General features: G+C 67.4%; 12 protein-coding genes. 6 read left to right on the forward strand and 6 right to left on the reverse strand.

What is annotated here, in order from left to right; genetic code table 11:
* Positions 1 to 71: 71 nt before the first annotated feature.
* The gene (locus AC1DVU_RS15105) at positions 72 to 1,040 is read right to left on the reverse strand and encodes an aldo/keto reductase (protein WP_476923268.1); all 969 of its coding nucleotides are present in this window, start codon (positions 1,038 to 1,040) and stop codon (positions 72 to 74) included.
* Between the two features lie 131 nt (positions 1,041 to 1,171).
* Between AC1DVU_RS15105 and AC1DVU_RS15110 the strand changes: the two genes are divergently transcribed.
* From AC1DVU_RS15110 to AC1DVU_RS15125, 4 genes are read left to right on the forward strand one after another with little or no spacing between them, the layout of a single operon-like run.
* On the forward strand, positions 1,172 to 2,200 hold the full coding sequence (locus tag AC1DVU_RS15110) for a zinc-dependent alcohol dehydrogenase (protein WP_476923269.1): 1,029 nt from the start codon (positions 1,172 to 1,174) through the stop codon (positions 2,198 to 2,200).
* Positions 2,197 to 2,955, forward strand: a complete 759-nt coding sequence (locus AC1DVU_RS15115; protein ID WP_476923270.1) for an SDR family oxidoreductase — start codon at positions 2,197 to 2,199, stop codon at positions 2,953 to 2,955. The genes AC1DVU_RS15110 and AC1DVU_RS15115 overlap by 4 nt, the downstream gene beginning before the upstream one ends.
* Positions 2,952 to 3,581 (forward strand): bifunctional 4-hydroxy-2-oxoglutarate aldolase/2-dehydro-3-deoxy-phosphogluconate aldolase, encoded by a 630-nt coding sequence (locus AC1DVU_RS15120; protein ID WP_476923271.1) that lies wholly within the window; start codon positions 2,952 to 2,954, stop codon positions 3,579 to 3,581. Before AC1DVU_RS15115 ends, AC1DVU_RS15120 begins: the two co-directional genes overlap by 4 nt.
* Positions 3,578 to 4,513: a sugar kinase gene (locus AC1DVU_RS15125; RefSeq protein ID WP_476923272.1), complete on the forward strand. Its 936-nt coding sequence runs from the start codon at positions 3,578 to 3,580 to the stop codon at positions 4,511 to 4,513. The genes AC1DVU_RS15120 and AC1DVU_RS15125 overlap by 4 nt, the downstream gene beginning before the upstream one ends.
* Before the next feature lie 6 nt (positions 4,514 to 4,519).
* On the opposite strand, the gene AC1DVU_RS15130 is transcribed toward AC1DVU_RS15125, so the two are convergent.
* A complete protein-coding gene (locus AC1DVU_RS15130) occupies positions 4,520 to 5,260 on the reverse strand; it encodes a protein NO VEIN domain-containing protein (RefSeq protein WP_476923273.1) in 741 nt (246 codons plus the stop codon).
* 64 nt (positions 5,261 to 5,324) lie between these two features.
* Positions 5,325 to 5,690, reverse strand: a complete 366-nt coding sequence (locus AC1DVU_RS15135) for a hypothetical protein (protein WP_476923274.1) — start codon at positions 5,688 to 5,690, stop codon at positions 5,325 to 5,327.
* 82 nt (positions 5,691 to 5,772) lie between these two features.
* On the opposite strand from AC1DVU_RS15135, the gene AC1DVU_RS15140 reads away from it, so the two are divergent.
* Both AC1DVU_RS15140 and AC1DVU_RS15145 read left to right on the forward strand, forming a co-directional pair.
* Positions 5,773 to 6,432 (forward strand): DUF2238 domain-containing protein, encoded by a 660-nt coding sequence (locus tag AC1DVU_RS15140; RefSeq protein WP_476923275.1) that lies wholly within the window; start codon positions 5,773 to 5,775, stop codon positions 6,430 to 6,432.
* Between the two features lie 188 nt (positions 6,433 to 6,620).
* On the forward strand, positions 6,621 to 7,316 hold the full coding sequence (locus tag AC1DVU_RS15145) for a nuclease-related domain-containing protein (RefSeq protein WP_476923276.1): 696 nt from the start codon (positions 6,621 to 6,623) through the stop codon (positions 7,314 to 7,316).
* Between the two features lie 17 nt (positions 7,317 to 7,333).
* Here AC1DVU_RS15145 and ppdK read toward each other — a convergent pair whose 3' ends face one another.
* The 3 genes from ppdK to AC1DVU_RS15160 all read right to left on the reverse strand — a co-directional run bounded on the left by ppdK (position 7,334) and on the right by AC1DVU_RS15160 (position 11,868).
* A complete protein-coding gene (ppdK, locus tag AC1DVU_RS15150) occupies positions 7,334 to 10,018 on the reverse strand; it encodes a pyruvate, phosphate dikinase (RefSeq protein WP_476923277.1) in 2,685 nt (894 codons plus the stop codon).
* A gap of 274 nt (positions 10,019 to 10,292) precedes the next feature.
* The gene (locus tag AC1DVU_RS15155) at positions 10,293 to 10,751 is read right to left on the reverse strand and encodes a lamin tail domain-containing protein (RefSeq protein WP_476923278.1); all 459 of its coding nucleotides are present in this window, start codon (positions 10,749 to 10,751) and stop codon (positions 10,293 to 10,295) included.
* A 394-nt stretch (positions 10,752 to 11,145) separates the two neighbouring features.
* Positions 11,146 to 11,868 (reverse strand): calcium-binding protein, encoded by a 723-nt coding sequence (locus tag AC1DVU_RS15160; protein WP_476923279.1) that lies wholly within the window; start codon positions 11,866 to 11,868, stop codon positions 11,146 to 11,148.
* Between the last annotated feature and the right edge of the window lie 185 nt (positions 11,869 to 12,053).

A 12,053-nucleotide genomic window follows, 5' to 3' on the forward strand; every position in this document is an offset into this window, starting at 1 on the left:
ACCTCATACGTCCTATCATCGCGCCCACCAGCGCAGATGAGGGTGACAGCCCGCTGCGGCGCGCCGCGGCATCATCCGCGGACCAGCCCTTGCTCGGTCAGCGCGGTCCAGAACTCGTCGGGAATCGACGCCGTCGCCCTCTCGACCGAGGAGATCGCGTGCGCCGCCGTGCGTATGCCCAGCACGACCGAGACGACCTCGGGCCGCCGGAGCGGGAACTGGACCGCAGCCGCCGGAAGGTCCACCCCGAAGCTCGCGCAAACCTCCTGAATCCGTCGCGCCTGTGCCAGGACATCAGGGGGCGCAACGCCGTAGTCGAAGTGCGCGTCATCCGGGACGGTCGAGGTGCTGAGGATGCCGGAGTTGTAGACCGCGGCCGCCACGACGCTGACGCCGCGTTCCGCGGCGATCGGCAGGAGGTCATCCGCCGCCGACTGATCCAGCAGGGAGTAGCGACCCGCGACCATCATGATGTCGACGTCCGTACGCCGAACGAACTCGGCGAGCATCGCGGACTGATTCATGCCGGCACCGATCGCGCCGACGACACCCTGGTCCCGGAGCTCGACCAACGCGTCGATGCCGGTCGTCGACGCCGCCTCCCAGTGGTCGTCGGGATCATGCAGATAGGCGATGTCGAGCCGGTCGAGGCCCAGCCGTTCGAGGCTGGACTCGACCGACTCCAGGACGCCGTCCCGGGTGAAGTCGAAGACCCTCTTGGTCGCCGCCGGGACGACGAAGCCGTCGTCGTCTTGCTGATCTGCCGTCTCCGGGGAGTCGACGAGCAGCCGTCCGACCTTGCTGGAGATGACGTACTCCTCGCGGGGCCGGCTCGACAAGGCGCGACCGAGGCGACGCTCCGAGAGGCCAAGACCGTAGTGAGGCGCGGTGTCGAAGTAGCGGATGCCCGCCTGCCACGCCGCATCCACCGCGGCGAACGACTCCTCGTCGGTCGTCTCCACGAAGAGGTTGCCGAGCTGGGCGCTCCCCATGCCGATCTCGGTCAACGAGCCGCCGCGGCGGTATTCGCGTCGATTCATGGCGACCACTTTCATTCGTTGGCGAAATCGGCGTCGACAAAGTCGAACTGTCTCAGTGTAAGGTATGATGTATTACCTATCAACCGACCTCCCGGTGACCACTCGACACCGGTCGAAGGGATGAGATCCGTTTGCGCGCAGCTCAGTATGTCGGCGACGGCACGGTCCGTACGGAACGCGTCGACGCGAGACCACCCGGCAGGGACGAGGTCCAGATCCAGGTGGCCTACACGGGCCTGTGTGGCACGGACCTGCACATCGTGCACGGCAACATGGACAGCAGGGTTGAACGACCGTTGGTGTTCGGTCACGAGATGAGCGGCACGGTGGCCGCGGTCGGGTGGGACGTCACGTCGGTCTCGCCGGGCGATCGGGTGACCGTGATGCCGCTCGACTGGGACGGGACGTGCCCGGCCTGCCAGGCGGGCCACCAGCACCTCTGCTACCAGCTCAACTTCATCGGCATCGACTCCCCCGGCTCGCTCCAGGAGCTCTGGACCGTGCCCGAGCACGTCGTCGTACGACTGCCGGACGACGCATCCCTGCGGCATGCGGCTCTGGTCGAGCCGGTGGCCGTCGCCGTGCACGACGTACGCAGGTCGGAGCTGTCGGCGACCGACAAGGTCGTGGTCCTCGGCGGCGGACCGATCGGGGTGCTGATCGCCACCGTGGCACGTCACGCCGGTGCTGAGGTGTACGTCTCGGAGGTCGACCCGACCCGGCTGATGCAGGCGGCGGCGCTCGGTTTCCGCACGCTCAACCCCACCGAGGTCGACGTCGAGGCCGCCGTCACCGAATGGACGAAGGGTGCGGGCGCGGACGTCGTGTTCGAGGTCTCCGGCGCCGCGGCCGCGGTCGAGGCGGCGACCGGGTTGGCCAAGGTACGCGGCACGATCGTCGTGGTCGCCATCCACCCGACGCCACGTCCCGTGGACCTCCAGCGCGTCTTCTGGCGCGAGCTGAGGATCCTCGGAGCGCGCGTGTACGAACGCCAGGACTTCGACCAGGCGATCCAGCTCATCGTCGACGGCGTCATCCCGGCCGATCAGCTGATCACGGACGTCGTCCCGCTGGAAGCCACCGCGAAGGCATTCGCCCGCCTCGAAGCCGGCACCGCGATGAAGATGCTCGTGGCCGTACGCGAGGGGGCGCCGCTGTGACCGGCCCGTTCGACCTGACCGGCCGACTCGCGGTCGTGACCGGCGCCAGGCGCGGCATCGGCCTAGCCTTCGCTGATGCCCTGGCCGCCGCGGGCGCAGACATCATCGGCGTCAGCGCCACGATGGAGCCCCACGGGAGCGCAGCGGCCGCCGCGGTCGAGAAGCACGGGAGGCGTTTCGAGGCCAAGGCGGTCGACTTCTCCGACCGAGCGGCCGTGGAAGCGCTGGGCGCGGAGCTCGCCGATCGGGACATCGACATCCTCGTGAACAACGCCGGCACGATCGAACGAGCACCGGCCGCCGAGCACTCCCTGGAGTCCTGGGACCGGGTTCTCGAGGTGGACCTGTCCAGCCAGTTCGCACTGAGCCAGGCGGTGGGACGGGGGATGCTCGATCGGGGCGCCGGCAAGATCATCTTCACCGCCAGCCTGTTGAGCTTCCAGGGCGGCATCAACGTCCCCGGCTACGCCGCAGCGAAGTCGGGGCTCGTGGGCCTGGTCCGCGCCCTGTCGAACGAGTGGGCCGGCCGGGGTGTGACCGTCAACGCGATCGCGCCCGGCTACATCGCCACGGACAACACCCAGGCGCTCCAGGACGACGAGGACCGGTCGCGCGCCATCCTCGAGCGGATCCCCGCCGGCCGATGGGGTCGTCCGGACGACCTTGCCGGCGCCGCGGTGTTCCTGGCCTCACCGGCTTCGGACTACGTGAGCGGCATCGTCCTGCCTGTCGACGGTGGCTGGTTGGCGCGATGAGCAGCGTCGCCGAGCAGCTGTCGCGGCTCCGCATCGTTCCGGTCGTCGTCATCGACGATCCCAGCGCGGCCCGGCCCATGGCCGAGGCGCTCCTGGCCGGCGGCATCGGCTGCGCCGAGATCACCCTGCGTACGCCCGCGGGCATCGAGGCGATTCGCGAGGCAGCCAAGGTCGACGGCTTCCTCGTCGGTGCAGGCACGGTGCTGACGGCGCAGCAGGTCGACGAATGCGTCGACGCCGGCGCCCAGTTCATCATCAGTCCCGGTCTCGACCGCGACGTCGCGGCCCGTGCCGCTGCCCGCGAGGTCACGGCGATTCCCGGCGTGGCCACGGCGACGGAGGTGCAGCAAGCCGTCGCGCTCGGCCTGTCCCTGCTCAAGGTCTTCCCCGTCGCCGCCATGGGTGGTCCGGAGCTCCTGAAGGCGCTCGCCGGTCCGTTCCCTGACGTCAGGTTCGTGCCAAGTGGCGGGGTCACGTTGGACAACGCGGCCGACTACCTCGCCGAGCCCTCCGTCGCGGCGGTCAGCGGCAGTTGGCTGACACCTCGGTCGGCACTGCTCTCCGGCGACTTCGAGGCGATCGAACGTCTCGCGCGGACCACCGTCTCCACGCTGGCCGCGTCATGAAACAGGTCCTCACTCTCGGCGAGGGACTCGGCGTCATCCGTACGTCCGAGGCCTTCGAGACGACTGCCCACGTCGGTGTGGGGGTCGGCGGCGCCGAGCTGAATGTCGCCATCGGCCTGGCCCGCCTCGGGACAGACGTCACCTGGCTCGGGCGAGTCGGCTCCGACGGGTTGGGGCGTCGCGTGGTCCGCGAGCTGCGAGCCGAAGGCGTGAACGTCGTCGCACCGACCGAGGACCACCCCACTGGACTGCTCCTCAAGGAACGTGACGCGCTCGGCCGCACGCTGGTCACCTATCACCGGGCCGGGAGTGCTGGCAGCAGGCTGCGCCCGACAGACCTCGATGGCGTGGACTGGTCACGGTTCGGCGTACTGCACATCACCGGAGTCACGCCAGCCCTTTCCGACTCGGCATCGGCCACCGTGCACGAGGCCTTACGACGTGCAGACGACGCCAGGCTCACGATCTCGTTCGACGTCAACCACCGATCGCGGCTCTGGAGCAGCGAGGCGGCCGCACCGGTGTATCGCAAGCTCGCCGCACGGAGCGACGTACTGTTCGCCGGCCTCGACGAGGCGGCGCTGCTGGTGGGCGACCGGGCCGCTGATCCGTGGGACATCGTCGACGCGCTCGCCGATCTGGGCCCGTCAGTCGTCGTGCTCAAGCTCGGAGAGCAGGGAGCTCTCGCCCGGGCCGGATCAGAACGAGCGCGGATGGACGCCGTACCCGTCGATGTCGTCGACACGGTCGGCGCGGGCGATGCCTTCGTCGCCGGATATCTGGCAGAGCTGGTTCAGGGGCGATCCGTCTCGGAATGCCTGGCGACCGCGGTCAAGACGGGTGCTGCCGTGTGTCGGCATCCCGGCGACTGGGAAGGCGCCATCAGGCGCGAGGAGCTCGAGGCCGAAATGACTGACCCGGTCGTACGTTGAGCGTGCTCAGGCGTCGCTGAGGTCGACCTCGTACGCGAGCGGGACGGCGAGCCTGCGGACCGCATCGGGTCCGTACTCCTGCGATGTCGGGTTGGTCATCGCGTTGGTCACCACGACGAGCGACCAGTTCAGGTCGTGGCCGGCGGCGCGCAGCTCGTCGCCGGTGAAGACGACCTTCGACACCGGACCCGCGAAGCCCTTCACCTTGACGTGTCGCAACCTCGGACCCTTGGTGGCCGTGATGTCCCACCCGCAGTCGAGCGCGCTGACGTCCTCGATGATCCAGCCCTCGACCGCGTACTGCCCGCTGATGAAGCTCATGGCGACGAGCTCGGCCTCGCGATTGGCCTCCGGGTCGCCGAAGTGGAAGGCATCTGTCTCGGGCGCCACCTCGTCCGGTACGTAGGAGATCGGGTTGTGTCCCCGCGACTCCGGCGCCGGGCCGTTGACGTACGCGTCGTAGATCCGGTCGCCCTTGGCGAGGACACGGCCGTAGACGACGCTGCGCATCGACCGCTTCGGCGCCGGCTCGACGCTCGAGATCTCCAGCGCCTGGCGGACGATCCCGTCGAAGCTGAAGATCGCGTATCGCTCGTCCTGCGCCCGCGCGCCCAGTCGCCAGCAGCCGCGGTTGGCCTCGTACGTCTGGGCGTCGGTCATGCCCTCGCGGTAGCCGACGAAGCTGCGCCCGAGGTCATCAGCCATCGGGTCGACCTGACGAAGCTCCCCCAGGCGAATGTGCAGCATCGGCTCAGGATAGGACCTCGGCGGGTCATGGGGCCCGGCGGCTACCCCGTCATGCCGGGGGAAATCAGCGTCTGCGGTCGGCGACGATGGCAGCCGCGTTGAGCGCGGCCCAGCTCACCGTCACCGCCAGGACCTTGGCTTTGCGGCCGGACGTCGTGGCTTCGTTGCTGAACAGCGCCGAGTCGGTCAGGTCGAACGCGACGCGGCCCATCATCGCCTGCTCGCGCGCGGCAGCGGTCGGAGCGGCCAGCGCCAGCCCGCTGATGACCAGGTCGCGTACGCCGAACGTACGCGCGGCGATGTCGTAGTCGGGCTGCTTCAGCGGGCTCCCGGTCAGCGCCTTGCCGATGTGGCGGGGATTGGCGAGCGCGTACACGGAGTAGGCAGCGGTGGCGACGGACAGCATGGCGCTGTAGCTCGGCTTCTTCATCCCCCGACGCTAGGCGAGCCCGGCGACGCCCGCACGACGAAATGGTCCGAGCGGGCCAAGAAGGTGTGGGAGGGTTTTGGCCATGCAGATCCCCCGAACCCGCGGCTTCTATGCGGCGGTCGTCATCTTCGTGCTCACGGTCGTCCAGCTCGCCGTCGGCGCGTTCGCCGGGCTCGAACAGTTCGAGGGCAAGGGGTTCGGCTACCGGCTTCTCGCCTATCCCGCGCTGATGCTAATCGTGCCCGCGATCTGGTGGTGGCGCGATCTCGGCACGCTTCGTACGCCCGCTGAGAGGTCCTTGAGCCTGTCGAAAGGACAACGTACGCCCGCGAGTCAGCTGCCCTGGGGCGCGTTCGCGCTGATCATGTCGCCGTTCCTAGTCGATGTCACCGGCAACACCGTCGACCTCTACGACTCGGTCGACTGGTGGGACAACGCCAACCACTTCTTCAACTGGATGCTGCTGCTCTGGGGCTGCGGCCTGCTGTTGCGGCTCGTCTGGTCCGGCCCGGCGTGGGGACTGATCCTCACGATCACCGGTCTCGGCGCGATCCTGGCCGTCGGGTGGGAGCTCGGCGAGTGGTACACCTTCATCCGTCGCGGCACCGAGCTCGACGGCGCGTACGAGGACACACTCAGCGACGAGCTGCTCGGCACGCTGGGCGCCCTGATCGCCGCGATCATCGTCGGCCGCAAGCACAAGGCTGACGAAGAGGTCGAGGACATCACCTCAGTGGTTTAGAGATTCAGTTGCGTCACCACTGAACGCATTCGCCAATCCGCCACCAGTGACGTCTGACGAGTGGTTCACTCAACCCGACGATGTGGTGGAGGGAGCCCCCGATGTCCAAATTTCAGCCGTATTCACGGCGCGTGCTTCACAGTCTGTTTCGAACGTGGGCAGCACGACATGTGGCCACGATCTGCAAGATGGCCGCGATCGCGGCTGTGCTGCTCATATTCGAGACCGCAGCCATCATCATCTTCTGGCAATTGCCAGGCAGGGGTTACGTGCTCGGAGCCATGCACACGTTTGTCTGCGCAGTTTTCATTTTCATGCTGGCCGGCATGTTTCTGGCGCACAACCGTGCCGCGATTGGGCAGCTGCGCGGCGCCTGGGGGGAAGACGCCACCCGTACTGAGTTGAAGGAAGCCAAGCGCAAGAAGTTGATCTGGGGCTCAATCGATAGCGTCAATCTCGGCGCAGGCGACCTGGACCATCTCGTAGTCACTCGGCACGGCGGGCTCGTTGTCATTGATTCGAAATGGCGCACCGAAGCCGTGACCGACCCGACTGAGATGGCTCGTTCAGCCGCCAGAGTCAAGACACGGGCCGAAGCCCTCACTCGAACTCTGCTGAGTCGCGATTACACGAGTCGTCACCGAGCGTCTACCAACCCGGTCTCTGTCTTGCCTGCCGTTGTCCTTTGGGGACCCTCCCAACAGGAATTGCCAACCAATGCCCAAAACGCAGGAATCGACTTCATCGCCGGAAACCGGCTGATCTCCTGGTTGGGACAGCTTGAGGGAAATCCCGTAGACAAACCTGCGGCGAAGGATCTACTTCGCAGACTTTCCGAATTCCGCACCAGCGCCTGGGACGCCAAACTCACAGCCAAGAACTAGCCGCTCGTTGCTCCGACTCAGGCCGACGCGGAGCTCGCCGACGCTGACCGGCCGGCCTCGAGGCGGGCGACGGGTACGCGATAGGGCGAGCACGACACGTAGTCGAGCCCGACCTCGTCGAAGAAGTGGATCGAGGCCGGGTCTCCCCCGTGCTCGCCGCACACGCCGAGGTGCAGGTCGGGGCGCGCCTTGCGGCCCATCTTCACCGCGTGCTCGATGAGCAGGCCGACGCCCTCGACGTCGAGCGACTCGAACGGTGAGACCGCGAAGATTCCCTTGTCGAGGTACGTCGAGAAGAACGACGCCTCCACGTCATCGCGGGAGAACCCCCACGTCATCTGGGTCAGGTCGTTGGTGCCGAACGAGAAGAACTCCGCCGTCTCCGCGATCTTCTCGGCGACCGTCACCGCACGCGGTAGCTCGATCATCGTGCCGACCATGAACGAAAGCTTCTTGCCGGTCTCCTTCTCCACCTCGGCGGCGACCGCGATGATCTCGGCCTTCATCAGGTCGAGCTCCTGCGGGGCGCCGACCAGCGGGATCATGATCTCCGGCCGCGGGTCTCCCCCGGCCGCTGTACGCAGGGCGGCGGCCTCGAGGATCGCCCGCGCCTGCATCGTGAACAGGCCGGGGATGACGATGCCGAGGCGTACGCCGCGCAGCCCCAGCATCGGGTTCTCCTCGTGCAGCCGCGCCACCGCGGCGAGCAGCTTGGCCGTGCGCGGGTTGTCCTCGTGGTGCTCCTCCTCGAGCGCGACCTGCACCGAGAGCTCGGTGTAGTCGGGCAGGAACTCGTGCAGCGGCGGGTCGAGCAGCCGGATCGTGACCGGCAACCCGTCCATCGCCTCGAGGATGCCGACGAAGTCGTCGCGCTGCATCGGCAGCAGCGCGCCGAGCGCCTCCTGCTGCTCCTCGGGGGTCTCGGCCAGGATCAGGTGCTCGACGTACTCCCGCCGATCGCCGAGGAACATGTGCTCGGTGCGGCACAGCCCGATCCCCTGGGCGCCGAACCTGCGGGCCCGCGCGGCGTCGTCGGGGGTGTCGGCGTTGGCCCGCACGCGCAACCTGCGTACGCCGTCGGCGTGGTCCATCAGCGCGGTCACCGCGCGTACGAGCTCGTCGTCGTCCGCGGCCTCGTCGCCCTCGAAGTGGCGTACGACCAGCGAGTCGACCACGTCGACGGCGCCTTCGAAGATTTCGCCGGTGGTGCCGTCGATCGAGATGACGTCGCCCTCCTTGATGACCGTGCCGTCGGCGGCCTTGAACTGGCCCGCCTCGGTGTCGACGTCGAGCTCGTCGGCGCCGCACACGCACGTACGCCCCATGCCGCGCGCGACCACGGCGGCGTGCGAGGTCTTGCCGCCGCGGCTCGTCAGGATGCCCTTGGCCGCGACCATGCCGGACAGGTCGTCGGGGTTGGTGGTGCGGCGCACGAGGATGACGTCGTCGCCGTTGGCGGCCCACTCGACGGCGGTCTGCGAGTCGAACACCGCCTTGCCCACCGCGGCGCCCGGCGAGGCGTTCATGCCCTTGCCGATCAGGTGCCGCTCAGCGTCGGCGTCGAAGCGCGGGAACATCAGCTGCGCCAGCTGCTCGCCGGTCACCCGGTCGACCGCCTCGTCGAGGTCGATGATGCCCTCCTCGGCGAACGAGTGGGCGATGCGGAACGCCGCCTCGGCCGTACGCTTGCCGACCCGGGTCTGCAGCATCCAGAGCTTGCCGTGCTCGACGGTGAACTCGATGTCGCACAGGTCCTTGTAGTGGTGCTCGAGCTTCTGCATGATCGCGAGCAGCTCGTCGTACGCACTCTTGTCGACCTGCTCGAGGTCGGCGAGCGGGACGGTGTTGCGGATGCCGGCGACGACGTCCTCGCCCTGCGCGTTGACGAGGTAGTCGCCGTAGAGGCCCTGCGCACCGGTTGCCGGGTCGCGGGTGAACGCGACGCCCGTGCCGGAGTCGTCTCCCCCGTTGCCGAACACCATCGAGCAGATGTTGACCGCGGTGCCGAGGTCGTCGGGGATGCGCTCCTGGCGGCGATAGAGCGCGGCGCGGTCGGTGTTCCACGAGTCGAAGACGGCCAGCACCGCCATGTCGAGCTGCTCGCGCGGGTCCTGTGGGAAGGCGCGGCCGCTGTGCTCGGCGATCAGTTCTTGGTACTTCAGGATGAGTCCCTGCAGGTCGTCCGCGGTCAGGTCGAGGTCGTTCTCGGTGTTGCGGTCGGCCTTGAGCGCGTCCAGCGCGTCGGCGAACACGGCCGCGTCGATGCCCAGCACCGTGCTGCCGAACATCTGCAGCAGCCGGCGATAGGAGTCGTACGCGAACCGCTCGTCGCCGCCCGCGACCTGCGCCAGGCCCTTGACCGACTCGTCGTTGAGGCCGACGTTGAGGACGGTCTCCATCATCCCCGGCATGGAGAACTTCGCGCCCGACCGCACCGACACCAGCAGCGGGTCCTCCGGATCGCCAAGCTTCTTGCCACGCGCCTGCTCCAGCGCCGCCAGGTGCTCGCTGACCTCGTCGGCCAGCCCGTCCGGCTGCTTGCCCTCGGCCATGTAGGCCCGACAGGCGTCGGTGCTGATCGTGAACCCCGGCGGCACCGGCAACCCCAGCTTGGTCATCTCCGCCAGATTCGCCCCCTTGCCCCCCAAGAGGTCCTTCTGGTCCATCCCGCCTTCGCTGAAGTCGTACACGAACGTGGTCATCCTTGATGATGACCCACTCACGGGTCAGGTGCACGCCTCGACACCCCTCTCCGGTCGAGTACGTACGACAACACCACCCCTTCGGTGGTTGAGGAGCGTCTCGAAACCACGTAGGCCACCCCTCGCCGGTCGAGTAGCCGCGACAAAGCCACCCCTCGCCGATCGAGCGATTCGACAAAGCCGTCCCATCGCCGGTCGAGTAGCCGACCGAGCTCTGCGAGGGAGGCGTATCGAGACCTCGTACGCCAACCGCTCTAGTACGCCTGCCGCTGAATCAGCAGTTCTTGTATCCCGAGCCGATGCCGCCCCACGAGCACGAATCGATCGTGGTCCCAGCAGGGTTGCGAACCGTGGCCGCATCGCCGGTGTTGTTCCAGACGTACCACGCGCGTCCCCAGTACTTGTGGGTCGAGGAATTGGTTCCCTTCCCCGTATGCACTCGGACCGTGTAACCGGCACGCAGCGATGAGCCCGCGGGGAAGGTGTACGTGTAGCCCGTCTTGTCGCGGACCTTCCACCCAGACAGGTCGCGCGTTGTCGTCCCCACGTTCTTGAGATCGAAGTACTCGGCGTTGAGGCTGGTGTTACTGCCGCTGTCCGACCCCGGCGAGTCGTAGTAGAACTTGCGGAACTGAATCGAGCCTGCGGCCTGCGCCGGCGCGGCTCCCACCGCGCTTACGGCCAGAACGGCACTGCCTACAGCCAGAGCAACTGCGGATCGTTTGAACTTCATTGTGGGCTCCCCCCAAGTTTTGACAGCAATTTGGCTGCCCGGACATGCGGCAGCGACGCGAATTCCGACCCGAGATTTGGACGGCATTCCCGTGAGACGTTCCCTCAAATACATGGTCTCCCGCGCGGAGCCTCGGCAACATCGCCCGCAAGGATGCTCTTTGCTAGCCCATATGGACTACCTGTCTCCTATCCGTCGGGTGACGCCGCCCTCACCGGTCGAGTAGACCCGAGAACGCCACCCTCGCCGGTCGAGTAGACCCGCGAACGCCGCCCCTCGCCGGTCGAGTAGCCGACCGAGCTCTGCGAGGGAGGGCGTATCGAGACCGCCCGCCCCAACCGCCACCCAGCCGCACACCGTCGACGGTGTGCGGCCGGAAACGTGGAGAGCTGGATCAGTGGATGGTGTCAGCGGCGTTCTTGTTGGTGACCGGGCTGTCGAAGTTGTCGACGTCCACGTCGTCGCGGTGGGCCTGGTCGTGCTCGATGGCGTCCTTTACCGCGAACTTGTCCTTGCCTTGACCGCCAGCAAAGTGGTCGTAGGCCGGTACGACCTCGTGCGATTCGAGGCTGTCATCACCGAACTGGCCCTCGAGCCAGTCGCTGCCCTCGTACCCGTTGAGGTAATCGTTGCCGTCGCCGCCGTAGAGCTCGTCGGAGCCGTCGTTCACGTTGTAGCCCGCGAAGCTGTAGAGCGTGTCGTTGCCCTCTTCGCCGCGGATGACATCGTCGCCAGCGCCACCGTTGATGATGTCGTTCTCGGTGCCGCCCATGATGAAGTCGTCGCCTGCCTCGCCCTCGACACGGTCAGCGCCGCTGCCGGTGTAGATCTCGTCGGCACCGTCACCGCCGTACACGACGTCCGCGCCGGTATCGGAATAGATCTCGTCGTCGCCGCCGAGGGCGTAAATCGTGTCGTTGCCGGGCGTGCCGATGATCTCGTCAGCGCAGGCGGTGCCGTAGGTGGCGACGCCGGGCTTCGCGAAGATCAGCTTGGGCTCGGAGCCGCAGATGGGGCCGGCCTGGGCCGCCGTGCCGGTGGCGGTGAGGCCGACGACGGAGATGGCGCCGGCGAGAGCCAGCTTGGCGATGGTGCGGAAGGTGTGGTTCGTGGTCATGATTCTGTCCTTGGAGGTGAGTTGGTCAGCTCCGGACGTTTGCCGGCCTCATGGATAAGAGCGCCGGCCTAACCGAACCTTGCAAGAATTCCGCATCAATCCAAAAATAGAGTCGGCGATACCTCAACGCATTGAAGAACGGCGTACTCGCAGCGTTCGCGAATCCTCGCCCTGCCTCACGGCCG

Source organism: Aeromicrobium sp. P2_G6 (genome assembly GCF_056403535.1).

What these genes read in the sequence shown, in the direction of transcription:
- AC1DVU_RS15105 (WP_476923268.1), bottom strand. Translation starts at nt 1,040, where the DNA reads ATGAATCGACGCGAATACCGCCGCGGCGGCTCGTTGACCGAGATCGGC.
- AC1DVU_RS15120 (WP_476923271.1), top strand. Translation starts at nt 2,952, where the DNA reads ATGAGCAGCGTCGCCGAGCAGCTGTCGCGGCTCCGCATCGTTCCGGTC.
- AC1DVU_RS15125 (WP_476923272.1), top strand. Translation starts at nt 3,578, where the DNA reads ATGAAACAGGTCCTCACTCTCGGCGAGGGACTCGGCGTCATCCGTACG.
- AC1DVU_RS15130 (WP_476923273.1), bottom strand. Translation starts at nt 5,260, where the DNA reads ATGCTGCACATTCGCCTGGGGGAGCTTCGTCAGGTCGACCCGATGGCT.
- AC1DVU_RS15135 (WP_476923274.1), bottom strand. Translation starts at nt 5,690, where the DNA reads ATGAAGAAGCCGAGCTACAGCGCCATGCTGTCCGTCGCCACCGCTGCC.
- AC1DVU_RS15140 (WP_476923275.1), top strand. Translation starts at nt 5,773, where the DNA reads ATGCAGATCCCCCGAACCCGCGGCTTCTATGCGGCGGTCGTCATCTTC.
- AC1DVU_RS15145 (WP_476923276.1), top strand. Translation starts at nt 6,621, where the DNA reads ATGGCCGCGATCGCGGCTGTGCTGCTCATATTCGAGACCGCAGCCATC.
- ppdK (WP_476923277.1), bottom strand. Translation starts at nt 10,018, where the DNA reads ATGACCACGTTCGTGTACGACTTCAGCGAAGGCGGGATGGACCAGAAG.
- AC1DVU_RS15155 (WP_476923278.1), bottom strand. Translation starts at nt 10,751, where the DNA reads ATGAAGTTCAAACGATCCGCAGTTGCTCTGGCTGTAGGCAGTGCCGTT.
- AC1DVU_RS15160 (WP_476923279.1), bottom strand. Translation starts at nt 11,868, where the DNA reads ATGACCACGAACCACACCTTCCGCACCATCGCCAAGCTGGCTCTCGCC.